The organism is Mesorhizobium sp. CC13, from assembly GCF_039907765.1.
In the GTDB taxonomy this organism is placed as follows: Bacteria; Pseudomonadota; Alphaproteobacteria; order Rhizobiales; family Rhizobiaceae; genus Aminobacter.
Genome location: NZ_JARDJI010000008.1, coordinates 111,034 through 135,354, shown reverse-complemented (window position 1 = coordinate 135,354; position 24,321 = coordinate 111,034). Strand labels below are relative to the sequence as shown.

The following is a 24,321-nucleotide window of genomic DNA, read 5'->3' as shown; positions in this document are numbered from 1 at the left end:
ATTGGACCGCCGCATGGGGGGAAAGACACTGACGCGTGCCGACCTCGCCGAAGCCGTCTACCGTAAGGTCGGCCTCTCGCGCACCGAATCGGCACAACTGGTCGAGACGGTAATCGACGAAATCTGCGAGGCGATCGTCCGCGGGGAGACGGTCAAGCTCTCGTCCTTCGCAACCTTTCACGTGCGCGACAAGAACGAGCGTGTCGGGCGCAATCCGAAGACCGGCGAGGAGGTTCCGATCCTGCCGCGCCGGGTGATGACCTTCAAGGCATCCAACGTGCTCAAGAGCCGCATCCTGCGCGCGCACCAGAACGGCAAGTCGAAGGCCGCCAAGTAGCGCAATCGCGGCTTTTATCGGTTGATTGCCCGTTCGTGATTCGTACGGGGCTTGAATGTCGTCACACAAACCGCTGAAATGAATCGCGAATCGTTTGCGAAAGTGGCGACCATGGACAAGAGCCCCGACGCCTTCCGCACCATCAGCGAAGTTGCCGAAGATCTGGACCTGCCGCAGCACGTGCTGCGTTTCTGGGAGACGCGTTTCACCCAGATCAAGCCGATGAAGCGCGGCGGCGGCCGCCGATACTACCGGCCGCAGGATGTGGAACTCATCAAGGGTATCCGCCACATGCTCTATGAGCAGGGCTATACCATCAAGGGCGTGCAGAAACTCCTGCGCGACAACGGCAACCAGTTCCTGGTCGCGGTTGGCAGCGGCGATGTGGCGGCCGTAGAGGCCATCGCCCAGCGCAAGCAGGCCGAGGCCCCGATGACCCCGGCAGCCCAGCCGCGCGTCGACGACGAGATGCTCGTCGGCGAAGCCAGGGCCAAGCTCAGCCGGCGCTTCTTCGGCCTGGGCAAGGCCGATGACGAAGGGCCCGTCGCCGCCGACGGCGGCAAGCTGACGCGTGACAACCGCGCACTCCTGCAGGAGGCGCTGTTCGACCTCCTGGAGTGCAAGAGGTTGCTCGATCAGGTTCGTTGAGGACCGCATCGGCGGGCGATGGCTGCATCCGCCCCGCCGATCGAAACTATGAACAAGATTGACGGAAAAGCCGCCGATTTGGGTTGACCGGGACGGTATTATCAAGATACATCGCGACCGGTCCGGAGTGTAGCGCAGCCCGGTAGCGCACTTGACTGGGGGTCAAGGGGTCGTCGGTTCGAATCCGGCCACTCCGACCATTTTCCCTTCCCCTGCAATGCTTTGCTTAGGCAAGCGCCTCGCACAGGCGCATTGTGATTCCATCGAATTCAGGGGCGTACGGCGCCACGGATACGTTGGCCTCTCGTGGCGCCGGCCTTGTTCCGTCACATCATCGAGGGCGGGATCAAAACGCTGTCGACCTTGTCCCCCTCGTCGTCCAGCTGGATCGAGATGTGCCCGCCGCGCTGGAGCAAGGGCAGGGCGACGTCGCGCGGGATGGTGAAGCTCTTGCCGCCTTCGAGCGTGACGACGCGAGCCGCGGGATTGAACTTGGCGATCACGCCGTTGACTTCAGATGCAAAGGCGGCGCCCGAGATCAGGACGAGCGAGGTGGTCGCAAGAACGAGCTTGTGCATGGCATTTCTCCTTCGGTGATCGTTTGGGGCATCGGGGTCGATGCCTGGATGCCCGAAGCTACGGCCGCCGTCGGCCGGGGTTGCGCTCATTCCGGTAAACTCGAAACACAATGCGCTCACGGATGATTGTTCCGTCCGGCGCGAAACTTGGCCGCTCGTCGCTCGTTGCGCGCCCGTCGGCCACGGCCGGCAACAAAAAAGCCACGGGCGCGGGCCCGTGGCTTTTCGCTTGGCAGCCTGGCAGGCTGCCAAGGGGGGGAGTCCGTCGCCTTACCTCAGTACGGCGGTGACGCGGTCGCCTTCGTCGTTCAGGTCGATCGACACCCGCTCGCCGGCCTGGATCGACGGCACGGCGACGTCGCGCGGGATGGTGAAGCTCTTGCCGCCTTCGAGCGTGATGACGCGGACGTCGGGGTTGTAGCTGCTGACGACGCCGACAGCGGAGGACGCGAAAGCAGCGCCGGACATCAGGGCGAAGGCGGAAGCGGTGAGGATGATCTTCTTCATTGTCGTGTTTCTTTCAACGTGTCGGCGGATGCGGATCTTTCTGATCCGGTCGTTCCGCTTGCTGTTTGAGCCGGGCTGCCTGTCAACTTGCTGGCGGCTTGGCGGCTGGAAAGAGGCCACTGTTGGGAGGGGCCGTGGCTCTTTCGATTTTCAGCTTGGGAGGCTGTCTTTCGGGTGGTCCCTGGAGGGTAGTCCGAGGTCCTTAGAGCGACTTCAGCACAGCGGTGACGCGGTCGCCTTCGTCGTTAAGGTCGATCGAGACCTTCTCGCCGGCCTGGATCGACGGCACGGCGACATCGCGCGGGATGGTGAAGCTCTTGCCGCCTTCGAGCGTGATGACGCGGACGTCGGCGTTGTACTTGCCGACGACACCGTCAGCGGACGATGCCAAGGCAGCGCCGGACATCAGGGCGAGGGCGGAGGCAGCGAGGATGATCTTCTTCATTGTCGTATTCCTTTCATGTCGGCGGAAGCGGATCTTCTGATCCGGCCGTTCCGCTTTGTGTTTGCGCCGGGCCGCCTGTCGAGGCGGCCTCGCGGCGGGAAAGAAGCCACGGTTGGGAGAGCCCGTGGCCCTTTCGATCTTCAGCTTGGGAGGCTGTCTTTCAGGAAGTCCTTGGAGGGTAGTCCGCAGTCCTTAGAGCGACTTCAGCACGCCGGTGACACGGTCGCCTTCATCGTTCAGCTGGATCGAGACCTTCTCGCCGGCCTGGATCGACGGCACGGCAACGTGACGCGGAACGGTGAAGCTTTTGCCGCTTTCGAGGGTAATGACACGGACGTCTGCGTTGTAGCTACCAACAACGCCATCGGCGGACGAAGCAAATGCGGCGCCGGACATGAGGGCGACTGCCGAGGCAGCGAGGATGATCTTTTTCATTTCGAAAGTTCCTTTCAGCTTTATTAGCGGAACCGATCGTTTTGTTTTGGTCGTTTCGCTTACCATGCTCAAATAGGCGGCTTCTTTTCAGATTACCATAGCTGGAACGGTCACTCTGATTCACAAAACGGTCACACGGAAGTGAGCCGGCTTTTGGTGCCGGACTGTTCACAATATCGAGGGTGATGCGTGAGGTTGGCCGTGTCGCTTCGGATCAGCCGGCCACGGATATGACGGCGCGCTGGTGGCGCGCCTCGAGCGCGATCGCGCCCCAGATCAGGCCGAGCAGCAAGTAGAAGTGCCGCCAGTGATCGGTATCGATCACCGTTCCGAGGGCGACGTGGCCGATGAAGACGACATAGGCCGGGAGCAGATAGGGTTGCCACGGCCGGTCGCGAAGCAGGATGCGGAAACCGGCGGCGAGCGTCCAGACGATCAACATGAGGTAGCTGGCGAAGCCCAGCCAGCCGTAGTCCATCAGGGCTTTGAGCCAGATGTCGTGCGTGTCCTCGCCATAGATCTGGCCGAAGACGAGCGGGCCGATGCCGAACGGCTTCTCGAGCGCCATCAGGAAGCCGATGCCATAGCGGGCGAACCGGCCCACGCGCGCGCCGTCGTACTCCTGCACCAGCTGGGCGCGCGTGGTGAACAGTTCGGCGACGCTGGGGATCTGCAGGGCGATGATCAGGCCCGCTGCGAGCAATGCCAGTGCGGCGATGCTCATGACGACGATCCTGAGTCGAAATTTGCCGCTGCTGCTCTTGAGGAAGAGCAGGCCCGTGAGCAGGACAGCCGAAACCGCGAACAGGCCCCAGGCGCCGCGCGAGAAGGACAGGAAGATGCCTCCCGTTATGATCAGCAGCGGCACGGTGTAGAGCGCCATCCGGGCGGGGCTCCCGGTGAGGATGCGCTGCAGCAGGTAGATGCCGGGAAGGGCGAGATACGGTCCGAACACGTTGGGATCCTGGAAGGCACCCGCCGCGCGGTCGAACTTGGTGAACATCTCGGTTCCGGGCAGGATGCCGAAATACCCGACGATTCCGAGCAGCGAGGTCACGACGGCCGAAACGATCCAGGACAAATAGATGACCCGGTAGAGCTTGAGGTCGGATTCTGTAACGGCGGCGAAGAAGATGGCCGTGAACGCAAGGAACAGGGAGACGGCAAGATAGAGCGGGGTGCTGCCGATGTCCGCCATCTGCGTCATCGAGATCAGTCCGCCGATGTTGAAGATGATCAGCAGCACCGCCAGCGGCGCGATGGCGCGCGACAGCGTCAGCCCGAACACCGACCAGACGGCGATCAGCCCGGCCATGTAGATTTCATATGGCGCGGGCTCGCGGATGACGAACCCGGACAGCAGCACCCCGAATGCGACCGCGCCGGTCGAAACCAGGCCGATCAGCTTGGCGTTGACGGCCGCGCGCGGCAGGTCATGGGTGATCGCGCTCAATAGGCGTTTTCCGTGTCGAGCAGCCGGATCGGCGTCAGGAACAGGATCTTGACGTCGATCCAGAGCGACCAGTTCTCGATGTAGTAGAGATCGAATTCGGTGCGCTTGCGGATCTTCTCGTCCGTGTCCATCTCGCCGCGCCAGCCGTTGATCTGGGCCCAGCCGGTGACGCCGGGCTTGACCTTGTGGCGGGCGAAATAGCCGTCCACCACTTCGTTATAGAGCAGGTTGTGCGACTGCGCGGCGACCGCATGCGGCCGCGGGCCGACCAGCGACAGGCTGCCGAACAGCGCATTGAAGAACTGCGGCAGCTCGTCGATCGAGGTCTTGCGGATGAAGCGGCCGACGCGGGTGACGCGCGGGTCGTTCTTGGTCACGGCCTTGCGCGCGGTCGGATCGGCCTGCTCGGCATACATCGAGCGGAACTTGTAGACCTCGATCACCTCGTTGTTGAAGCCGTGGCGCTTCTGCTTGAACAGCACCGGACCCTTGCTGTCGAGCTTGATGGCGATCGCCGTGGCGATCATCACCGGCGAGAATACGACGATGCCGATCAGGCTGAAGACGATGTCGAAGGTCCGCTTGGCGACAGAATCCCAGTCGTTGATCGGCTTGTCGAAGATGTCCAGCATCGGCACCGAGCCGATGTAGGAGTAGGAGCGCGGCCGGAACTGCAGCTGGTTGGAATGGGCCGAAAGCCGGATGTCGACCGGCAGCACCCAGAGTTTTTTCAGCAGTTGCAGCACGCGCGTCTCCGCCGTCAGCGGCAACGACACGATCAGCATGTCGATGCGCGCGATGCGGGCGAACTCGAGCAGTTCGGACACCGTGCCGAGCTTCGGATAGCCCGCGACGATCGGAGGCGAGCGCCGGTCGTCGCGGTCGTCGAAGATGCCGCAGATGCGGATGTCGTTGAACGGCTGCTGCTCGATGGAGCGGATGAGGGTCTCGGCCGCCTTGCCGCCGCCGACGATGACTGCCCGCCGCTCCATCCTGCCGTTGCGCGCCCAGCGTCGGATGAAGCGGGCCATGACGAGGCGCAAGGTTACGACCAGCACGAGGCCGACCGCGAACCATTCGGCAAAGAGCAGGCGGGAGAAATCCGCTGACACCTTCATGAAGAAGGCGACGACCGCCATCAGCGCGAAGGTCGCGAACCAGGACACCACGATCCGGGCGATGGTCGCGCCGGGCCGCAGCAGCGACTGAAGCTGGTAGCCGTCCATGATCTCGAAGATCAGCACCGCCGAGATGGAGGCCAAGAGGATGATCAGCGGGTACTGCCAGCCGAGATGGGCCAGGAAGCCGACATTGTAGAGATAGAAGAGCATGCCCGAGCCGAGCAGCAGCGAGAATTCGACGATGCGCAGGACGCCGCTCACCATGACCGGGGACATCGTGTCCCGTCGGTACTGGGTGGCCACTTCCTGGGCAATGCTGTTCAGGCGCGTCGAACGGTCGGCCTTGCCGTCAGTGGTTGCCGCCTTGACGGCATCCGGGGTGAAGCGCTTGCTCGGGTCGAGGTTGTTCATGGTCGATCTGCAGGTCAGCCATCGGATAACCCGGTTGACCTAGCAAAGATCGGCTAAGAAACCCTTGAACAACCGACCTGCCCGGCAAAAGTGTTTCGGCAGGGACGGCGATCGAGGGCGGAAAGATAGGCCTCTTCTACTTGCGAGGCCATGACCGTCACGCTGAAACGGCCTCTGAGTTCGGCGATGCCGGGCATGAGTGCCGCGTAGCCGGACGGCGATTCTAGCGCTGCCATCATCTTTTCTGATATGTCGCCGGCGTCGGGATAGGTCAGGGCAGGGGACGCCTTGCCCAATATCTCCGGGATGCCGCCGACCGAGGTGGCGATGATCGGTTTTCCCGCGGCAAGCGTCTCCAGGACCACGTAGGGCATCGCTTCGGCGCGTGAAGGGACGACGACGCAGCGCGCGAGTGCGAAGGCCTGGCGCGCCGGCATCGGGTCCATGAAGCGCACTTCGCCGGTGAGGCCGAGCCTTTCCACCTGGGCTTTGTAGCGGGGCAGGTGCTCGCCGTCGCCCACCATGACGGCACTTACCGGCCTGCCCAGGTGCTGGCCCGTGCGGGCGAGCCCGTCGATGAAGAGGTCCGGCCCCTTCAGGTCGCGCATCATGCCGATATAGAGGAAGTCCGCCGCGTCGTGTTGGGCCGCCACCGGCTCGAACTCCGCTTCGCCGAGGCCGTTGTAGACGAGGCTGTTGGCTATGCGCGGATGGCCGACCTTGCGGTGGAATGTGCGGCGCTCGTAGTCGGACACGAACAGGAGGTGGTCGGTGAAGCGCTCCATGAGGCGTTCCAGCCCGAAGAACAGCTTCCCCGTCGTCGTCCGTTCGTCGTAGTGCAGGCTGCCGCCATGCGGCGAATAGAGGCGGGCCACGCGAGACCTTGAAACCCGCAACAGTGAGCCGAAGGCTCGAGCATAGGTGCCACCCTTGGCCCCGTGCCCGTGCAGAACGTCCGGCTGCAATTCCTTGATGATCCTGTAGCTGCGCCAGCCCGCGGCGATGTCACCTGGGCCGATATGGCGCTGCATGGGTGTCCGCCTGATGCCCAGGGCCAGCATCGGCTCGATCGCCTCGAAGAGTCGGTCCTCATGCGCGCCGCCCGTCGACGCATCGCAGATGATGCCGACCGAGTGGCCGGCCTCGACCTGCGCCTCCGTCAGGTCGCGCACGTGCCGGAAGATCCCGCCGACCGGGGATCTGAAGCAGTGGACGATCCGAAGTCTGTCGCTCACGTTCCGCCCCGTTGCGGCTCAAAACAGGCGCTCGCGTACATAGACCGTGTCGCCCGGCAAGAGCGGGTCGGAGGTCACTACGCGGCCGGTCATCACCTTGCCGTTGATGTCGCGGGTGATGTCGACATCGGCCTGGTTGGCGCGCGCGCTGAAGCCGCCGGCCATGGCGATGGCCTTTTGCACGGTCAGGCCGGGCACGTATGAATATTGTCCGGCCGCGCCGACTTCGCCCATGACGAAGACCGGCCGGTACCTGTCGATCTCGACCGACACGTCCGGGTCGCGCAGGTAGCCCTCGCGCAGCTTCGCCGCCAGCGCCTTCTCGATCTGCTGGGCGGTGTAGCCGCGCGCCGGCACGGCGCCGACGAGCGGGAAGGAGATGTAGCCGGACTGGTCGACGCTGTAGGTGTTGGTCAGCCCTTCCTGCTCGAACACCGTGACGCGGATCCTGTCGCCGGCGCCGAGCCTGTAGGGCTGGTCGAGCACTTCGTGGAAGGCGGCCGGAGCGGGCTTGTAGCTCGCGCACCCGGCAACCACGAGCATGGCGGCGACAAGCGCGTTACGGACGGGAACGGACCTGCTCATTTGAAAAGACGTACCTTCGACTGCTTGAGCCACGCTCGGCTGAGCGGTTCGTGCCAGTTATCGACTTGTTAGGGTTAATGGTCGGTAAAGTCGTCGCGGCTGATGCCCTATATTGGCGGGCGAGCCCGATATTAACCGATGGGTTACCATGTTTGTTTACCTTCATCCTGCTCAGCCTCGGAGTAGGAATGCATGTCTGCCGTCCAGTCCAGCGCAGGTGACGTCGACGTCGACCTCGGTCAGCTCTTTGCCAGTCTTGTCAGGAACTGGCGGCGACTTGCCGTTGTCTCCATAACTGTAACCGGGCTTGCGTTTGTACTTTCCTCGCTGGCCACGCCTCACTATCGCGCCGAAACGCGGGTGCTGATCGAGACGCGTGAATCCGTCTTCACCCGGCCCGACGGCAGCAGCGAGGCCGAACGGCCGATCCTCGACGAGGAGGGGGTGGCCAGCCAGGTGGAGGTCATCGCCTCTAGCGACATCCTGAAGCAGGTCGCCAAGCAGCTCGACCTGGCCAGCCGGCCGGAGTTCGATGCCGCGGCCGACATGTCCAGCCTGGCGCGGCTTCTGGTGATCGCCGGTCTCAAGAGCGATCCCGGCGAATTGCCGCCGGAGGAGCGGGTGCTCAAGGCGTTCCGCGAGAAGTTGAGCGTCTACCGTATCGAGAAGTCGCGCGTCATCGTCATCCAGTTTTCCTCCGAGGACCCGAAACTGGCCGCCGGCGTGCCGAATGCGATCGCCGATGCCTACATGGCGTTCCAGCGCGACGCCAAGCTGGCGTCGAGTACGGAGGCGACCGATTGGCTCAAGCCCGAGATCGCCGACCTGACCCAGCGGGTGAAGGACGCCGAGGGTAGCGTCGCCGCCTACCGGGCGCAGTCGGATCTGCTGGTCGGCCAGAACAACTCGGTTCTGGCCACGCAGCAATTGTCGGAGCTTTCGAGCGAGCTCTCCAGGGTGCGCGCCGGCCGGGCCGCGGCCGAGGCCACGGCGCAGAGCGTGCGCCAGGCGCTCAAGGGCGGTGGCTCCATCGATGCCATCCCCGAGGTACTCTCGTCCGGCCTGATCCAGCGGCTGCGCGAGCGGCAGGTGCAGCTCAAGGCCGACATCGCCGACCTTTCCACGACCTTGCTGCCCAACCATCCGCGCATCAGGGCGCTGAACTCGCAGCTTGCCGACCTCGATGCCCAGATTCGCGCCGAGGCCGAGAAGGTGCTGAAGGGAATGGTCAACGAAGAGAGGACGGCGGATCTGCGCGAGAAGCAGCTGATCGCCGATCTCAATACGCTGAAGGCCGAGTCGGCCCGCGCTTCCGAGCAGGAGGTGGAACTCAGGGCGCTCGAACGCGAGGCTGCGGCCCAGCGGGCGCTGCTCGAATCCTATCTCACCCGCTATCGCGAGGCTTCGTCGCGCCAGGACCGCAACTATCTACCGGTCGACGCGCGGGTGTTTTCGCGCGCGATCGTGCCTTCGGAGGCCTATTTCCCCAAGGTGCTGCCCATCGTCGGGGCTGCGTTCGCGGGCTCGCTGCTGCTCATGGCGATCGTGACCCTGCTGCAGGAACTGTTTTCGGGCCGTGCCATGCGTCCGGCGCCTGGTGCGCGCGTGGCTCCGGTGACCGAGGTCGGCATGCCCGCGCGCCGGGTGGCCAACCTCGCCGACGACACCGGTGATCTGCCCTGGGAGGATGCCGAGGCTCGCCTGATGCTCGACGATGAGCAGCCCGACGAAATGGAACGGCCGCAAGCCGGTTCGGGCGCCGCGACGGACGCGGACATGCGCGTGCCCGCGGCGATCGGCATCGAAGGTGCAGCCGAGCGGCTGATCGCGAGCGGCGCGACCCGCGCGATTTTCGTCTCGCCCGAGGGCGACGAGGCTGCGGCTACCGCCGTCCTGGTGGCGCGCGAGATGGCCGATGCGGGATTGCGCGTGCTGCTGCTCGACCTCACTGCCTCGGGCGCCGCCTCGCGGCCGATGCTCGATGGCCGGCGCTATCCGGGCATCACCAACCTGCTTGCCGCGGAGGCGCAGTTCACTGACGTCATCCGCACCGACTATTATTCCGACTGCGATGTCATGCCGGTGGGCACGGCCGACCCCGCGCTGGCGATGCGGGCGGTCGATCGTCTGCCGATCATCATGGAGTCGCTGACCACGGCCTACGACATCGTCGTCGTCGAGTGCGGCCCGGCCGATGCCGGCGAGATCAGGCGCCTGGTGGGCGAAGGCACCGAGGTGCTGGTCAGTTTCCTCGATCACGACGACGAGGTCGCCGACGCTGCCGACGGGCTGCGCGCCGGCGGCTATGACGACGTGATCCTGGTGACGCCGGTGGGCCACGACCTGCCCGACGCGCCCCTGCCGACGCGTTCGGCGGCCTGAGCCGTCAGTCCGCGTCCGGCTGGTCCTTGCCGCGCGTCATCGTTCGCAGGCGCTTGACCGCCGCCCAGAGCGCCTGGTTGCCCTTGATCGCGCGCTTGAGCGCGGCGGCCGAGCGCATGCCGGTCGCGTAGGCACGGCCCTTGACCGTCAGCGGCACGTAGACGTCGGCGTGCCGTAGCTCGAGATCGCACCATGTGCGTTTGTACGGCTCGTCACCGACGCTGAAGTCGTAGATGCCGAAGCCTTGCCCGCATGCCTCCCCGATATTGTCGAAGAACAGGTATTCGCCCGGGCTGACATGGGCCAACTCGTCGTCGGCTATGGCGCCGAACTCGCAGATGAAGCGGCTGCCGGCCCAGCTGGAGCCGGTAACGGCGCGATAGGCGTCGCCGACCTTCAGGCCATGCAGGACGAAGGCGGGCCGCTCCTGCCCGAGCGCTTTGGCGAACAGCTTGCGGTAGAACCAGCGGGTTTCTTCCGGCTCGAATACGTCCGCGATGCCCATGGCACGGAAGCGCTGTGCCTTCATGGCAAAGAACGCGTCCAGCATCGCGCCGGTCTCGGCTTCCGTCGTGGCGACGAAGCGTTGCGCGCCGCCGACCGCCTCGTACTTGCGCTCCTGGCTGCGATGCCGCTTCGCCTTCTTCTTGCCGGGGGTGCGGCCGAGCACGGCCTCGAAGCCGCCGTCGAGATCGACCGCCAGCGCCACGTTGGGGCTCGGCGAGGAGGGGAGCCTCAAGAGCGGATTGGCCAGCCCGTCGCAATCGGCGAGCAGGCGTTCGAGTGCGACGAGGTCGACGTCGGGGCGCGCCTGCGCGATCGCGCGCATCAGCCTGTCGACGTCTTCAGCCGTCGCCGTTGCAAGCCAGGCCTTGTCGGCCACGGCAAAATTGCCGTTGGCATGCCTGCCGCCCATGAAGCGGGCGACCTTGAACGGTCCCACTCGGCTGACCTCCAGCGCCAGCGCCACGACGGGGCGATCTCCAAAGTACAGCGTGGCGAGGATCGCGTCGGTGCGGTTGGTCTCCGTCCAGGCGGACACCCAGTCCGGGCTCTGTGGCGGCGCATGGACCGCGGTGCGGGCGAAATCGCGGTACGCGGCCACTGAAGCACCGGTGGCCGGCACCGCCCGCGCGGCCGGAACGGCCTTGGACGGAGCCGGGCGCGGGGCGCCATCGGCACTGCGCGCGGCGATAGCGTCAACCATACTTCAATCCTTCCCCCCTATGGATCGTTTGTGGGGTTTGCCGCGGCGTGTTCGAAAACGTCCCGACAGGCTAGGCGCCAAAGGTGAAGGAATGCTCGACGCAGCCGAGATCGCCCAGAAGCTGGCTTTTCTGCTGATCGGCCATACCGGCCTGAGCGCGCTCGCCAGGCCGCTCGTCGGAAATGTCGGTGTGATCCTGATGCTGCATCGGGTGACCGCCCGGCTTGGCCGTCCCGACGGCGCCAACCGTCACCTCTCGATTACGCCGCAATTTCTCGATGCCCTGGTCCGCGAGATGAAGCGGCTGGGCTACCGCTTCGTCTCGATGGACGAAGCGGTCCTGCGCTTGCGCACGCCCGGCAATGGCGAGCCGTTTGCCGCGGTGACTGCTGACGACGCTTATCGCGACAATCTGCTGGAGGCACTGCCGGTGCTCGAGCACCACGAGGTGCCGATCGCCATCTATGTCGCGCCGGGCCTGACCTCCGGTGTCGTCGACCTCTGGTGGGAAGGGCTCGACGAGCTGGTGGGATCGACTGCGCGCCTGACGGTTTCGATGGCCGGAGCGGAAGCGAGCTTCGACTGCTCGACCCCCGCGGGGCGTTCAGCAGCCTTCAGCCGCTTGTCGAGCTACCTCACCGACGAGGTCGCCGAGGCGGACCAGCGCAAGGTCCTCGACGGCTGGACCAGGGCGGCGGGCGTGGATGTGCACGCGGCCAGCGCGAAACTCTTGATGAATTGGGACGAGGTCAGGCAGATCGCCAGGCATCCGTTGGTGACCATCGGCGCACATACGGTCAACCACTACAATCTCAAGCGGCTGGACCCGGAGGCGGTGCTGCGCGAGATGCACCGGTCGCGCAGCCTGATCGAGGCCGAGCTGGGCAAGGCGCCAAGCCATTTTGCCTATCCCTACGGTCATTCGGAAGCCGTCGGACGGCGAGAGACGCTGCTTGCGGGGGAGGCGGGCTATGTCTCGGCCGTCACCACCCGGCACGGCGTGCTCAGGCCGGAGCATGCAGGGCATCTGCATGCCCTGCCGCGACTATCGGTCAACGGGCGGCATCAGGATCTGGCTGCTATGCGGGCGATGCTTTCGGGGGCCACCACGGTGATGGCAAACCGCGGCAGGCGGCTGGTGACCGTGTGATCGGTTAGCGGCCGGCGGGCTTGACCATCCACTTGATGATCCACATCGCCGGCAGCACCCACAGCAGTCCGCTCAGGAAGAAGAAGACGAGATGGACGAGGGCGCCGGACTGCGCGAGCTGCGCCACGGCGACCATCGTCGCGACCAGCGCATAGATGACCACCAGCAGCACCAGAAGGACGGTACCGATCAGCTTCTTGACGCGTACGGGCATTTCTTCTTCCCTTTCGAGGCTCCGCATAGTCTTTTGGTGTCGTCCGCGCAACCTGGGACGGCGGGCACTGCCGCGGCGCGACGGCGTGTCGCGTAACCCGCGCTTGCCAGCCGGGTCGTGATGGTCCACCAGTCCCCGCGGTTTTGAAAGTGCCGGAACGATAGCCATGACCGCCTTGACCGATGCCGCCGCTCCATTGGCCGCCCGCAACAGGGAACTGCGTCACCGCTCCTGGGTGCGCGGCTGGCTCTATGTCGTGCTGCTCGTGCTGTTCGCCCTCGTCATGGTCGGCGGCGCAACGCGCATGACCGGCTCGGGCCTGTCGATCACCGAATGGAAGCCGATCCACGGCGTCATTCCGCCGCTCAACCAGGCCGAATGGCAGGAAGAGTTCGAAAAATACCAGCAGATCCCGCAATACGAACAGATCAACAAGGGCATGACCCTCGACGAATTCAAGGGCATCTTCTGGTGGGAATGGGCGCATCGCCTGCTTGCCCGCGGCGTCGGCTTCCTCGTCGCCATCCCCTTGGCGTTGTTCTGGCTCTCCGGCCGTCTCGAAAGCCGCCTCAAGCCGAAGCTGGTCGGCCTTCTCGCGCTTGGCGGCCTGCAGGGCTTCGTCGGCTGGTGGATGGTGGCGTCTGGCTTGTCCGAGCGTGTTTCGGTCAGCCAGTATCGCTTGGCGATCCACCTGACCTTCGCCTGCATCATCGTCATCGCGGTCGCCTACATCGCCCGCGGCCTCGCGGTCTATTCCGAAAGGCCGGCCGACCGGCGCGTCCAGCGCTTCGCCGGCATCATGGTGCTTTTGATCCTGTTCCAGATCTATCTCGGCGCCCTGGTGGCCGGCCTGCATGCCGGCCTCAGCTACAACACCTGGCCGCTGATGGACGGTGCGATCGTCCCCGGCGACCTTCTGATCATCGAGCCGGTCTGGCGCAACTTCTTCGAAAGCCCGAAGACGGTGCAGTTCGTCCACCGCATGTTCGCCTACACGCTGCTTGCGGTCTCTCTCTGGCACGTGTTTTCGACCGTGCGTATTGCGCCGAGGACGACGCACGCGCGCCGCGCCTGGGTTCTGGCGCTGCTGATCCTCGTGCAGGCGGCGATCGGGATAGGCACCTTGCTGGCGCAGGCGCAGATGCACTGGGCGCTGCTGCACCAGGCCTTTGCATTGTTCGTGCTGATCTTCGCCACCGCCCACTGGCGCGCGACCAAGGGTGCCTATCCGCTGGACAACGAGGTCGAGGTCAGAAGCTAGCCCGCACGTCGCGGATCGCCGCCACGACGGCGAGTTCGCTCGCCTCGTCTGCGACGTTCCTGTCCTCGGCATGCCAGGACGACGACAGGCAGCCCCAGGCGATGGCGTGGTCGAGAATGGCGTCCGGGCGCTGCCCGAGCGTCCTGGCAAAGCTCTCCGCCATGTAGGCGATGCGCTCCGGGTTCAGGCTGAGGTCGTGGCGGTGGAGCGGGTTATAGAACAGGTTCGCCGCGTCGAAAGCCGGGTCGCCCAGAATGCCCTTGGGGTCGATGACCAGCCAGCCGCGCGCGCCGAGCAGGATGTTGTCGTGGTGCAGGTCGCCATGGAGCACGCGCAACTCATACGGATTTGACAGCAGGCGCTCGGCAATCACGGCAACCTCGACATAGAGGCTGTCCACGCCGGCGTCGCGATCGGCCCGTGCCTTCTTGAACAGGCTTTCGTAACGCAGCCTGAGCGGCTGCAGGCCGGCGGGAGGAAGGGTATCCGACGGCGAGAACAGCCGCGCCAGCACCTCGTTGGCGATGTCGGTGGCGTGGCGGTCGCCTTGCTCGTTCAGCTCATCGGTGAGCAGCCGGTCGCCGGCATATTCGAGCAGCATCTGCCGCCCCTCGAGACCGAGCAGCCTCACGGCGCACACGCCGTCGCGCCAGCCGAGATAATGTGCGCCGCGCAGCTCGTCGGCCACGTCGTCGAACGGCTTCAGCGCCTTGACGATCGCCGGGCCTCCGTCTGCCAGCCGCACCTTCCAGATACGGCTGGAGAACGTTTCTGCAATGAACTCAGGGTCGGCGACGTTCCAGTGAGACGGAAAGACCGCCTGGTCCATTCAGTGATGCAGCCCGAGCATCAGGTCGAGGTTCTGCACCGCCGCACCCGACGCTCCCTTGCCGAGATTGTCGTAGACGGCGATCAGCAGTGCCTGCGCGCGGCTGTCGTTGGCGCTGACATAGAGTTTCATCTTGTTGGTGCCGTTATACATCTCGGGCTGGATGTCGCCGCTGCGCTCGAAGTCGATGAGCGGGGCGACCTCGACCACGCCGCCCTTCAGGCCGGTATAGTGGTCGGCGAGCACGGCGTGCAAATCCCTGCCGGTCGGCACCTTGGCGAGGCGGCCGAGCTGCAGCGGCACGATGGTGATCATGCCCTGGGCGAAGTTGCCGACGGCCGGCTGCATGATCGGGTCGTGCGCGAGCTTGGCGTAGGCGCGCAGCTCTGCCACGTGCTTGTGCTTGAGCATCAGCCCGTAGGGCAGGAATTCCGGCGAATTCTCGCCCTGGGCTTCGTAATCCTCGATCATCTGCCGGCCGCCGCCGGAGTAGCCGGAGATGCCGTTGATGGTGACCGGGAAGTCGGCCGGCAGCAGGCCGGCGGTGATGAGCGGACGCAGGCCGGCGATCGGGCCCTGGGGCCAGCAGCCGGGGTTGGCCACGCGCTTCGAGGCGGCGATCGCCTTCGTCTGCGCCTCGTCCATCTCCGGGAAGCCGTAGGTCCAGCCTTCGGCCACGCGATGCGCCGTCGAGGCGTCGATCACCCGCGTCGTGTCGTTTTCGATGAGCGCCACGCTCTCCTTCGCCGCGTCGTCGGGCAGGCACAGGATCGCCACGTCGGCGGCGTTGAGGAACTCCTTGCGCGCCGCCAGGTCCTTGCGGCGCTCGACAGGCACCGAAATCACCTCGATGTCGTGTCGCCCTGCGAGCAGCGACCTGATCTGCAGACCGGTGGTGCCGTGCTCGCCGTCGATGAAGATTTTCGGTTTCATGTGCCTGTCGTTCCGTCGAAAAATAAGCAGTGTCAGAGGCTTGTGGCCAAATTCGGACTCTGGCTCGAAAGTCCTTGAATCGTCGTCTCAGCCATTCCCGCGCGCCTTTCGTTCGGCCAGCAGGCCGAGATAGTGCATGGCGACCGTCGAGCCGGCGATCGCCGTGATATCGGCATGGTCGTAGGCCGGCGCAACCTCGACGATGTCGGCGCCGACGATGTCGATCTGGTTCATCTGGCGCAGCACCGAAAGGATCTTGGCTGACGACGGGCCGCCCGCCACCGGCGTGCCGGTTCCGGGCGCATAGGCCGGGTCGAGGCAGTCGATGTCGAAGGTAACGTAGGTCTTGCGGCCGCCGGTGCGCTCGACGATCGCATAGGCGATGTCGGCGGCGCGCATCTCCTCGACCTCGTGGCCGTAGAGGATCTTGATGCCGCAGTCGTCGGGCGCGTGCGTCCGGATGCCGATCTGGATCGAGCGATCGGGGTCGATGATGCCGTCCTTGACCGCGCGCGCCACGAACGAGCCGTGGTCGATGCGCTTGCCGTCGTCCGGCCACGTGTCCTGGTGGGCGTCGAACTGCACCAGCGCCATCGGCCCGTGGATCGCCGCATGCGCCTTGAGCACCGGCCAGGTGACGAAATGGTCGCCGCCGAGGGTGAGTAGGAAGGCGCCCGACTTCAGGATCTTCGCGGCTTCCCGTTCGATCGCGGCCGGCGTCTTCTGGTGGTTGCCGCTGTCGAGCAGGCAGTCGCCGTAGTCGACCACCGCGAGGTCGTCGAACAGGTCGCGCTGGAACGGATATTGCGGGTCGCAGTCGAAGATGGCCGAGGCGCGACGTATGGCCTGCGGGCCGAAGCGCGCGCCGGGACGGTTGGTCACGGCCGCGTCGAAGGGGATGCCCCAGATGACGGCGTCTGCCCCCGTGACGTTCTTCGAATATCTCCGCCGCATGAAGGACAACGCGCCCGCATAGGTCGGATCACCCGAACGGCCCTTGGAGTTCCGCGCGGTGAAGGCGTGATCGATCGACGAAGCGGGCATGCGTAGTCTCCTATCCGGTCTTTCGCAATTCGAGGGCGCAAGAACTACAGAAGCCGGGCTGAACATGCCAGCCCCATGGCGAAACCCGTATGACGGCGGCCTTCATAGCCCTGTCATGTGCGCTTCACGCCCCTGTCATCGCCGTTGCCTAGGAGCTAGCCGGCATCCACGGGCACGGAGCGATTCCCATGCGAGCGGTTCTGGCCGGCGCGCTTTCGTTGTTGTTGGGCCTCGGCCTCGAGGCACAGGCGGGCTCGCGCTCCGAGCAGATACTGGAGCGCTTCGGCAACGCCAACCAATGGCGCGACCATGTGATGGTCGTGGCCCACAGGGCAGGCGGGTTGCAGGACGGCAAGAGGCGCTTTGCCGAAAATTCGCTTGCCGCCCTGCGCGATGCCATCGCCGCCGGCGCCGAAATGGTCGAGATCGACATCCGCAGGTCCAGGGACGGCGAACTGGTGGTCATGCATGACAGCTGGCTCGACCGGACCACGAACTGCAAGGGCGAGGTCGTTGCGCGCACCATGGACGAGCTGCGGCAGTGCCGCCTCGTCGTCGAAGGCACCGGCGAGGTGACGTCCGAGCCGGTTCCGACGCTGCGCGAATTGCTCGCCGTCGCCAAGGACAGGATCCTCGTCAACCTCGACAACAAGCTGGAGACCGCCGATCTCGTCGATATGGTGGCGCTGGGGCGCGCCATGGGCATGGAAGCGCAGGTTGTCGTCAAGGCGAACCTGTGGAACGCCGAGCGCCTCGCCACGGTCAAGGCGACGATGGCGCGCCTGGGCGGCGGCATCCAGTTCATGCCGATCATGGCCGACGACGCCGTGCGCGATCCCGCCTTCGTCGAAGCGGCCGGGAAGGCCTTCGCCGCGCGTGCAGTGGAGATGATCGCCTGGCGCGGCGACGCAGAGAAGATGACGGACAACGGCGGCCCGCTGTTCTCGGCGCGGGTGAGGGCGGCCGCGGTGCGCGGCAACTGGCACATCTGGGTCGACACCCACGCCATCGTCAACAAGCCGGGCGGCTATCTTGCCGGCGGACGCGGCGACGAGCTCGCCGTGGCGGCAGGTTTTCCCGGTGAGGTGTTCGGCTTCTGGGCGGACCGTGGCGCGACCATGATCCAGACCGACGAGCCGCGTGCCGCCATCGACTGGCTGGCGGCCAACGGCTACCGGGTGCCCTATGCCGACGCGAACGAGGCCGTGGCGTCTGCCGCGGGGCAGGGCACCGCTGGCGTTCCGGTGCAGCCGACCAATTGAGTTCGGCGCGACCGCATCAAAGAAAATTGCAACAAAGAAAAAGGCCGCCCGAAGGCGGCCTTTCCGAAACTGCAATTTCCCGGAAGCTTAGCGCTTCGAGAACTGGAACGAACGGCGGGCCTTGGCCTTGCCGTACTTCTTACGCTCGACGGTACGGCTGTCGCGGGTCAGGAAGCCGCCCTTCTTGAGCACGCCGCGCAGCGCCGGCTCGTAGTAGGTCAGCGCCTTCGAGATGCCGTGACGAACGGCACCGGCCTGGCCCGACAGACCGCCGCCGACGACGGTGGCGATGATGTCGTACTGGCCGACGCGGTTGGCTGCGACGATCGGCTGGTTCAGGATCATCTGCAGGACCGGACGGGCGAAATAGGCGCCGAATTCCTTGTCGTTGACGATGATCTTGCCGGAGCCGGGCTTGACCCAGACGCGGGCGATGGCGTCCTTGCGCTTGCCGGTGGCATAGGCGCGGCCGCTCTTGTCGAGCTTCTGGACGTGGACCGGAGCAGCCGGCTGGACGGCGGCGACGGTGCCGAGCTCTGCGAGCGAGGAAAGATCAGCCATTATCAAGCCCTCTTGTTCTTCGCGTTCAGCGCGCCGACGTCGAGCGTCACAGGCTGCTGGGCGACATGCGGATGTTCGGCGCCTGCATAGACGCGGAGATTCTTCATCTGGCGACGGCCGAGCGGGCCGCGCGGGATCATGCGCTCGACGGCCTTCTCGAGCACGCGCTCGGGGAAACGGCCTTCGATCAGCTGGCGAGCGGTGCGCTCCTTGATGCCGCCGGGGTGGCCGGTGTGCCAGTAATACACCTTGTCGGTGTACTTCTTGCCGGTGAACACGACCTTGTCGGCGTTGATGATGATGACATTGTCACCGTCGTCGACGTGGGGCGTGAAGGTGGGCTTGTTCTTGCCGCGGAGGATGTTGGCGACGAGCGAGGCGAGACGGCCGACGACGAGACCCTCGGCGTCGATCAGCACCCACTTCTTCACCACGTCCGCAGGCTTCTGCGAAAAGGTTGCCATGGTTACATGCTTTCGTTTGGGACCTTCCGGAGAAGGCGTTTCTTGTTGCTTTCATTGGCGACAAGCCGGAGCCGCGCGCCAATAACAAAACGGCGGCCATTGCGGGCCGCTGTTTCGAATGGGCTTATAGGCGAGGGTTTCGGTCGCGTCAAGCGCCAACATCCGGCCACTGTGCCGAAAAATATAGCGAAAACAATAACTTGTTATTGTGGTAATATTTTACCGCACATGCCGGTCGCCGCCTGTCGGCGATTTGCTCGTGATTCCTAATGTTTGGACTCTATCTCCCGGCGCGCGGCACTCGCCAGAAATGCCGATCTCGTGATCCCGCGCTCGCGCGCGGCGGCATCGATCGCGCGCAGAACGCCGCGTTCGAAGGTGACGTTTGCACGTACGACGGCGCTGTCGTTGTCGATCAGGGGAACCGCCACAAGAAAGCCACCGGACGCAAGGGCCTCCTTCACGTCAGGCAGGGCCAGGATGCTGGCATGCGACGAAGGAGAGGGGAGCGGCATGTCCTCCGCCCAGAGCTGCAGCGCCTCCACGGCATTCGGTACGATCCTTTCCTGGTCGTCCGCGGCCGAAAAGCACCCGGGAAGATCGGGAAAGCGTACGCCGAATGCGCTCTCGGCCTCCTTCTCGACGAGTGCGAGATAGCTTCTCATGGTCAATCTCCTCGCTGCCTACTTGATCCAGCCTGCCTGCTTGGCAATTGCCCTCGCCGTCCCGGTCGGCAAGTCCCTCTCCGGATGGGGAACGACGAGGACGACGTCGCCCTTCCGGAACTTGTGGTGAGAGCCGCGCACTGAGATGAGCTCGAACCCTTCTTCTTTGAGCCGCTTGATGATCTTCCGGCCGTCTCGTTCCATCTGGGTTGCTCGATGTGTAGATATATACACACTGACTGGGTGGTTTCCAGTTCTTGCTAGCGTGGTCGTCTCGGCGGGATCGAATAGGTGCCGGTCGCATGCGCCACCGTATGCCGATCGGGGCCCGCGACTATGTCGATGTCGAACACCATCAGGCTCTTGCCGAGCTTGAGGATGCGGCAATGGCCGTCGATCGGTCCGGCCTCGGCCTTGCGCATGAAGTTGATGTTGAGGTTGGTGGTCACCGACAACGCGTCCGGCCCGGCATGGCTCAGCGCGCAGACGTAGCCGCCGATGTCGGCCAGCGTGAACAGGGAAGGGCCGGAGACCGTTCCGCCGGGCCTCAGGTGCCGTTCGTCGGCGTTCAGCCGCACCGTGCAGCCGCCTGGAAAGACCTCGACCGTCTGGTAGAAGTCGTAGTGCTCGTTGAGCTGCGGGTAGACGCGTCTGAGCAGCTCGTCGACCTGCCTCGCATCCAGCATCGGCTTCAGTCCATTCTGTTCCGGCATTGCAATTCCATCCCAATTTCCGGAAACTGCGGTTCCGGCATCATCATGGTCCCACGGCATGCGCCTCGATCGGGCGCCAGCAAGGCACGATTGGGAACCGCGGATCAAGCCCAGGCGTATATGGCTTTGGTCGAAGCCGGCGATTCTCCGCTGGCGCACCCGTTGGAGACAGGAATGGCAGAAATCGTCACCATGAAGCGCGGCGTCTCGGAGGGGCCGGTCCTGTCCGCTTTCGACAAGGGCGTCCTGCGCCTGGTGCTGGCCAATCCTCCCGCCAACGCGCTGTCCCTGGACACGATGGCGGCCCTTCAGGAACGGCTCGACGCCGCCCGCGACGACGCGGCCGTGCGCGTCATCGTCCTGGCCGCGTCGGGCAAGCTGTTCTGCGCCGGCCACGACCTCAAGGAAATGACCGCGCACCGCACTGACGCCGACCGGGGCCGCGGCTTCTTCGAACTCACGATGTCGCGCTGTTCGGCCCTGATGCAGGCGATCGTCCGGCATCCGAAGCCGGTGATCGCCGAGGTCGACGGGGTCGCCATGGCCGCCGGCCTGCAGCTGGTCGCCAGTTGCGACCTCGCCATCGCCTCCGACCAGTCCAGCTTTTCGACGCCGGGCGTCAACATCGGCCTGTTCTGCTCGACGCCGATGGTGGCGTTGTCGCGCAACGTCTCGCGCAAGCAGGCGATGGAAATGCTGCTCACCGGCGAGACGATCGATGCGATCACCGCGCGCGACTTCGGATTGGTCAACCGCGTCGTGCCCCGGGAGTACCTGAATCAGATTGTCGGAAAATACGCCCAGACCATTGTTTCGAAATCGCCTTTGACGCTCAAGATCGGCAAGGAGGCATTCTATGCCCAGGCCGAGATGGGGCTGGCCGAAGCCTACGGCCACGCCGCGCGCATAATGGTGGAGAACATGCTGGCCAGGGATGCGGAGGAGGGCATCGGCGCCTTCATCGAGAAGCGCGAACCGGAGTGGAAGGGAGAATAGCTTGGAAGCGCGGATTTCGCTCGTCACCCTCGGCGTCGAAGATCTCGATCGCGCCGTGCGCTTCTACGAGGCGATGGGGCTGAAGCGGAACCAGGCCATCACCGAAGGCGTGGCGTTCTTCCAGATGGGCTGCCTGGTCCTGGGCCTCTGGGGGCGCGATCAGCTCGCAGCCGATGCCGGCGTTGCCGCCGGCAAGGCCGGCTTTTCCGGTGTCTCGCTTGCCTACAACACGCGCACCGAGGCGGAAGTGGACGAGGTGCTGGCCAATGCCGAGCGGGCAGGAGGGCGGATCGTCAAGCCGGCGCAGCGTGCTTTCTGGGGCGGCTGGTACGGCTATTTCGCCGACACGGAGGGGTATCTCTGGGAGGTTGCGCACAATCCCGACTTTCCCATTGCCGAGGACGGCAGCATCTCGCTGCCCTGAGCCCTTGTCCGCCCCTCCAGGCAGTCCGGACGGTCGCGGCGATCCTCGGTTTGCGCCTTCTTTCGGAAGGCGCTATCCCGGACGTTCGAACGGGGACGAGCCATGAACCACGACGCCTATGACGACGGCTACATCGCCGGCATCCTGGATGCGGTCCGGACGATCGCGGTCGTCGGAGCCTCCGCCAACGACGTCAGGCCGAGCTACTTCGTCATGAAGTACCTGATCGGCAAGGGCTACGAGGTTTTCCCCGTCAACCCGGGCCATGCCGGCAAGGCGATCCTCGGCCGCACGACCTATGCCAGCCTGGCCGACATTCCCGTCGCCATCGACATGGTCGACGTCTTCCGCGCCTCAGCCGCCGTCCCTGCGATCGTCGAGGACGTGCTGAAGCTGGAACCCCTGCCGAAGGTCATCTGGATGCAGCTGACGGTGCGGCACGACGAGGCCGCCGCTCGCGCCGAGGCGGCCGGCATCAAGGTGGTCATGAACCGCTGCCCCAAGATCGAATATGCCCGCCTTGCCGGTGAGATCGGCTGGACGGGCGTCAATTCAGGCGTGCTCTCGTCGAAGCGGCCGGTGATGCGCCAGGGCTTCCAGAGTTTCGGCATCCGGGCAAAATAATCGCATCCGGAGGGGCCGCCTGCATCGGTCATGGAATTTTCGTCCGCCGAAGTCTGGCAGGCCCGAAATTTTCGTCTTTGCATTAGGCCCCGCCCTTGGCCAAAGATAGCCACCGATTTCGATGGACCTGATCCTTGGAGAGAAAAATGTCCCAACGCACACCGGGCTTTAACACGCTCGCCGTCCATGCCGGCGCCAAGCCTGACCCGGCCACCGGCGCCCGCGCCACGCCCATCTACCAGACCACGTCCTATGTCTTCGACGACACCGACCACGCCGCCTCGCTGTTCGGGCTGAAGGCCTTCGGCAACATCTACACCCGCATCATGAACCCGACGCAGGCGGTGCTGGAGGAGCGCGTCGCGGCCCTCGAAGGCGGCACGGCGGCGCTCGCCACCGCCTCGGGCCATGCCGCGCAGCTGCTCGTGTTCCACAATCTCATGCGCCCCGGCGACAATTTCGTCGCTGCGAACAAGCTTTATGGCGGCTCGATCAACCAGTTCGGCCATGCCTTCAAGAATTTCGGCTGGGAGGTCCGCTGGGCCGATACCAACGACATCTCGAGCTTCGAGAAGCACATCGACGGCAACACCAAGGCGATCTTCATCGAGAGCCTGGCCAATCCCGGCGGCACCTTCGTCGACATCGAGAAGGTCGGCGACATTGCCCGCAGGCACGGCCTGCCGCTGATCGTCGACAACACGCTGGCCAGCCCCTACCTCATCCGCCCGATCGAGCACGGTGCCGACATCGTCGTCCACTCTTTGACCAAGTTCATCGGCGGCCACGGCAATTCGATCGGCGGCGCCATCGTCGACGGCGGCACCTTCGACTGGTCGAAGTCGGGCAAGTATCCGATGCTGTCGGAGCCGCGCCCTGAATATGGCGGCATCGTCCTGCACGAGACCTTCGGCAACTTCGCCTTCGCCATTGCCGCGCGTGTGCTCGGCCTGCGCGACTTCGGCCCGGCGATTTCGCCGTTCAACTCGTTCCTGATCCTGACCGGCCTCGAGACGTTGCCGCTGCGCATGCAGCGTCACTGCGACAACGCGCTTACCGTCGCCGGCTGGCTGTCCGAACACCCCAAGGTCGCCTGGGTCTCCTATCCCGGCCTCAAGGGCGACAAGAACCACGCGCTGATGAAGAAATACTCGCCCAACGGTGCTGGCGCGGTCTTCACCTTCGGCCTCAAGGGCGGCTACGCAGCCGGCGTCAAGTTCGTGGAATCGCTGGAGCTCTTCTCGCACCTCGCCAATGTCGGCGACACCAAGTCGCTGGTCATCCACCCGGCCTCGACCACCCACCGCCAGCTCTCCGCCGAGCAGAAGGTGGCCGCGGGCGCCGGCCCCGACGTCGTCCGCCTGTCGGTGGGCATCGAGGATGTCGGCGACATCGTGGCCGACCTCGAGCAGGCACTGGCCAAGGTCTGATCGGCCGTGCGACAGTGGCCCCGGCTCCACGCCGGGGCCATTTGCGTTCGGGGGTGGACTTGCCGAGATTTCTGAAGATCGAGACCGACGGCATCGAGCCGGAGACCGGCGCGCCGGCCGAAGGGCGGCTGATTTCAGGCAACCCCCGGTTCCGCACCTGGAATGCCGAGGAGGCCGAGGGCGGCCTCTATGCCGGCATCTGGGAATCGACCCCCGGCAAGTGGCGTATCGAATACGACGAGTGGGAGTTCTGCCACATCCTCGCGGGCGTCTCCGTCATTGCCGAGGACGGGGGCGATGCCCGCACCGTCCGAGCCGGCGACAGTTTCGTGCTCAGGCCCGGCTTCAAGGGCAGCTGGGAAGTGCTTGAAACGACTCGCAAGGAATATGTGATCCGGCTGTAGTCG

At 65.0% G+C, this 24,321-nt stretch carries 29 protein-coding genes and 1 tRNA gene; 12 read left to right on the top strand and 18 right to left on the bottom strand.

The window, feature by feature from the left end:
- The first annotated feature begins 13 nt into the window (after positions 1-13).
- The 3 genes from PV773_RS13565 (at position 14) to PV773_RS13555 (ending at position 1,185) form a co-directional block, all read left to right on the top strand.
- On the top strand, positions 14-337 hold the full coding sequence (locus tag PV773_RS13565; RefSeq protein WP_340037679.1) for an integration host factor subunit alpha: 324 nt from the start codon (positions 14-16) through the stop codon (positions 335-337).
- 111 nt (positions 338-448) lie between these two features.
- Positions 449-985, top strand: a complete 537-nt coding sequence (locus PV773_RS13560) for a MerR family transcriptional regulator (RefSeq protein ID WP_347966843.1) — start codon at positions 449-451, stop codon at positions 983-985.
- A gap of 123 nt (positions 986-1,108) precedes the next feature.
- Positions 1,109-1,185, top strand: a tRNA-Pro gene (locus PV773_RS13555).
- 126 nt (positions 1,186-1,311) lie between these two features.
- Here PV773_RS13555 and PV773_RS13550 read toward each other — a convergent pair.
- The 8 genes from PV773_RS13550 to PV773_RS13515 all read right to left on the bottom strand — a co-directional run bounded on the left by PV773_RS13550 (position 1,312) and on the right by PV773_RS13515 (position 7,755).
- Positions 1,312-1,563 carry a hypothetical protein gene (locus PV773_RS13550; RefSeq protein WP_347966842.1) on the bottom strand — a complete coding sequence of 84 codons (252 nt, stop codon included), beginning with the start codon at positions 1,561-1,563 and terminating at the stop codon, positions 1,312-1,314.
- A gap of 270 nt (positions 1,564-1,833) precedes the next feature.
- Positions 1,834-2,070 (bottom strand): hypothetical protein, encoded by a 237-nt coding sequence (locus PV773_RS13545; protein WP_340037676.1) that lies wholly within the window; start codon positions 2,068-2,070, stop codon positions 1,834-1,836.
- Positions 2,071-2,272: 202 nt separating this feature from the next.
- Positions 2,273-2,515, bottom strand: a complete 243-nt coding sequence (locus PV773_RS13540; protein ID WP_347966841.1) for a hypothetical protein — start codon at positions 2,513-2,515, stop codon at positions 2,273-2,275.
- A 192-nt stretch (positions 2,516-2,707) separates the two neighbouring features.
- Positions 2,708-2,950, bottom strand: a complete 243-nt coding sequence (locus tag PV773_RS13535; protein ID WP_347966840.1) for a hypothetical protein — start codon at positions 2,948-2,950, stop codon at positions 2,708-2,710.
- A gap of 214 nt (positions 2,951-3,164) precedes the next feature.
- Positions 3,165-4,403 carry an O-antigen ligase family protein gene (locus tag PV773_RS13530; protein ID WP_347966839.1) on the bottom strand — a complete coding sequence of 413 codons (1,239 nt, stop codon included), beginning with the start codon at positions 4,401-4,403 and terminating at the stop codon, positions 3,165-3,167.
- Positions 4,400-5,935, bottom strand: coding sequence for an undecaprenyl-phosphate glucose phosphotransferase (locus PV773_RS13525; protein WP_347966838.1), 1,536 nt, complete (start codon positions 5,933-5,935; stop codon positions 4,400-4,402). Before PV773_RS13525 ends, PV773_RS13530 begins: the two co-directional genes overlap by 4 nt.
- Positions 5,936-5,988: 53 nt before the next feature.
- On the bottom strand, positions 5,989-7,170 hold the full coding sequence (locus PV773_RS13520) for a glycosyltransferase (RefSeq protein ID WP_347966837.1): 1,182 nt from the start codon (positions 7,168-7,170) through the stop codon (positions 5,989-5,991).
- A gap of 18 nt (positions 7,171-7,188) precedes the next feature.
- On the bottom strand, positions 7,189-7,755 hold the full coding sequence (locus PV773_RS13515; protein ID WP_340037670.1) for a polysaccharide biosynthesis/export family protein: 567 nt from the start codon (positions 7,753-7,755) through the stop codon (positions 7,189-7,191).
- 192 nt (positions 7,756-7,947) lie between these two features.
- Between PV773_RS13515 and PV773_RS13510 the strand changes: the two genes are divergently transcribed.
- The gene (locus tag PV773_RS13510) at positions 7,948-10,137 is read left to right on the top strand and encodes an exopolysaccharide transport family protein (RefSeq protein WP_347966836.1); all 2,190 of its coding nucleotides are present in this window, start codon (positions 7,948-7,950) and stop codon (positions 10,135-10,137) included.
- A 4-nt stretch (positions 10,138-10,141) separates the two neighbouring features.
- On the opposite strand, the gene PV773_RS13505 is transcribed toward PV773_RS13510, so the two are convergent.
- Positions 10,142-11,344 carry a GNAT family N-acetyltransferase gene (locus PV773_RS13505; protein WP_347966835.1) on the bottom strand — a complete coding sequence of 401 codons (1,203 nt, stop codon included), beginning with the start codon at positions 11,342-11,344 and terminating at the stop codon, positions 10,142-10,144.
- Positions 11,345-11,435: 91 nt separating this feature from the next.
- Between PV773_RS13505 and PV773_RS13500 the strand changes: the two genes are divergently transcribed.
- Positions 11,436-12,494, top strand: a complete 1,059-nt coding sequence (locus tag PV773_RS13500; RefSeq protein WP_347966834.1) for a polysaccharide deacetylase family protein — start codon at positions 11,436-11,438, stop codon at positions 12,492-12,494.
- 4 nt (positions 12,495-12,498) lie between these two features.
- Here the strand turns inward: PV773_RS13500 and PV773_RS13495 are convergent, their stop codons facing one another.
- On the bottom strand, positions 12,499-12,708 hold the full coding sequence (locus tag PV773_RS13495; RefSeq protein ID WP_347966833.1) for a DUF2842 domain-containing protein: 210 nt from the start codon (positions 12,706-12,708) through the stop codon (positions 12,499-12,501).
- Positions 12,709-12,874: 166 nt separating this feature from the next.
- Between PV773_RS13495 and PV773_RS13490 the strand changes: the two genes are divergently transcribed.
- The gene (locus PV773_RS13490; RefSeq protein WP_347966832.1) at positions 12,875-13,969 is read left to right on the top strand and encodes a COX15/CtaA family protein; all 1,095 of its coding nucleotides are present in this window, start codon (positions 12,875-12,877) and stop codon (positions 13,967-13,969) included.
- On the opposite strand, the gene PV773_RS13485 is transcribed toward PV773_RS13490, so the two are convergent.
- From PV773_RS13485 to speB, 3 genes are all read right to left on the bottom strand, one after another.
- Positions 13,959-14,798, bottom strand: a complete 840-nt coding sequence (locus tag PV773_RS13485) for an aminoglycoside phosphotransferase family protein (RefSeq protein WP_347966831.1) — start codon at positions 14,796-14,798, stop codon at positions 13,959-13,961. The genes PV773_RS13490 and PV773_RS13485 overlap by 11 nt on opposite strands.
- Positions 14,799-15,731: an N-acetyl-gamma-glutamyl-phosphate reductase gene (gene argC, locus PV773_RS13480; protein ID WP_347966830.1), complete on the bottom strand. Its 933-nt coding sequence runs from the start codon at positions 15,729-15,731 to the stop codon at positions 14,799-14,801.
- 87 nt (positions 15,732-15,818) lie between these two features.
- Complete coding sequence (speB, locus tag PV773_RS13475) at positions 15,819-16,775, bottom strand: agmatinase (protein ID WP_347966829.1); 957 nt, start codon at positions 16,773-16,775, stop codon at positions 15,819-15,821.
- A 188-nt stretch (positions 16,776-16,963) separates the two neighbouring features.
- Between speB and PV773_RS13470 the strand changes: the two genes are divergently transcribed.
- Positions 16,964-18,037, top strand: a complete 1,074-nt coding sequence (locus tag PV773_RS13470) for a glycerophosphodiester phosphodiesterase family protein (RefSeq protein WP_347966828.1) — start codon at positions 16,964-16,966, stop codon at positions 18,035-18,037.
- 87 nt (positions 18,038-18,124) lie between these two features.
- Here PV773_RS13470 and rpsI read toward each other — a convergent pair whose 3' ends face one another.
- From rpsI to PV773_RS13445, 5 genes are all read right to left on the bottom strand, one after another.
- Positions 18,125-18,598, bottom strand: a complete 474-nt coding sequence (gene rpsI / locus PV773_RS13465) for a 30S ribosomal protein S9 (protein ID WP_347966827.1) — start codon at positions 18,596-18,598, stop codon at positions 18,125-18,127.
- 2 nt (positions 18,599-18,600) lie between these two features.
- Positions 18,601-19,062, bottom strand: a complete 462-nt coding sequence (rplM, locus tag PV773_RS13460) for a 50S ribosomal protein L13 (RefSeq protein ID WP_340037657.1) — start codon at positions 19,060-19,062, stop codon at positions 18,601-18,603.
- Positions 19,063-19,328: 266 nt separating this feature from the next.
- On the bottom strand, positions 19,329-19,727 hold the full coding sequence (locus tag PV773_RS13455) for a type II toxin-antitoxin system HicB family antitoxin (protein WP_347966826.1): 399 nt from the start codon (positions 19,725-19,727) through the stop codon (positions 19,329-19,331).
- Between the two features lie 18 nt (positions 19,728-19,745).
- Entirely contained in the window at positions 19,746-19,931 is a 186-nt protein-coding gene (locus tag PV773_RS13450) for a type II toxin-antitoxin system HicA family toxin (RefSeq protein ID WP_347966825.1), read from the bottom strand.
- Positions 19,932-19,987: 56 nt separating this feature from the next.
- Positions 19,988-20,440, bottom strand: a complete 453-nt coding sequence (locus PV773_RS13445; RefSeq protein WP_347966824.1) for a PaaI family thioesterase — start codon at positions 20,438-20,440, stop codon at positions 19,988-19,990.
- A gap of 174 nt (positions 20,441-20,614) precedes the next feature.
- Between PV773_RS13445 and PV773_RS13440 the strand changes: the two genes are divergently transcribed.
- The 5 genes from PV773_RS13440 to PV773_RS13420 all read left to right on the top strand — a co-directional run bounded on the left by PV773_RS13440 (position 20,615) and on the right by PV773_RS13420 (position 24,318).
- Positions 20,615-21,436, top strand: a complete 822-nt coding sequence (locus tag PV773_RS13440; RefSeq protein WP_347966823.1) for an enoyl-CoA hydratase — start codon at positions 20,615-20,617, stop codon at positions 21,434-21,436.
- A 1-nt stretch (position 21,437) separates the two neighbouring features.
- On the top strand, positions 21,438-21,860 hold the full coding sequence (locus PV773_RS13435) for a VOC family protein (protein WP_347966822.1): 423 nt from the start codon (positions 21,438-21,440) through the stop codon (positions 21,858-21,860).
- Between the two features lie 102 nt (positions 21,861-21,962).
- Positions 21,963-22,484, top strand: coding sequence for a CoA-binding protein (locus PV773_RS13430; RefSeq protein ID WP_347966821.1), 522 nt, complete (start codon positions 21,963-21,965; stop codon positions 22,482-22,484).
- A gap of 146 nt (positions 22,485-22,630) precedes the next feature.
- Positions 22,631-23,914 carry an O-acetylhomoserine aminocarboxypropyltransferase gene (locus tag PV773_RS13425; protein ID WP_347966820.1) on the top strand — a complete coding sequence of 428 codons (1,284 nt, stop codon included), beginning with the start codon at positions 22,631-22,633 and terminating at the stop codon, positions 23,912-23,914.
- Between the two features lie 59 nt (positions 23,915-23,973).
- On the top strand, positions 23,974-24,318 hold the full coding sequence (locus PV773_RS13420; protein ID WP_347966819.1) for a cupin domain-containing protein: 345 nt from the start codon (positions 23,974-23,976) through the stop codon (positions 24,316-24,318).
- Positions 24,319-24,321: the final 3 nt, after the last annotated feature.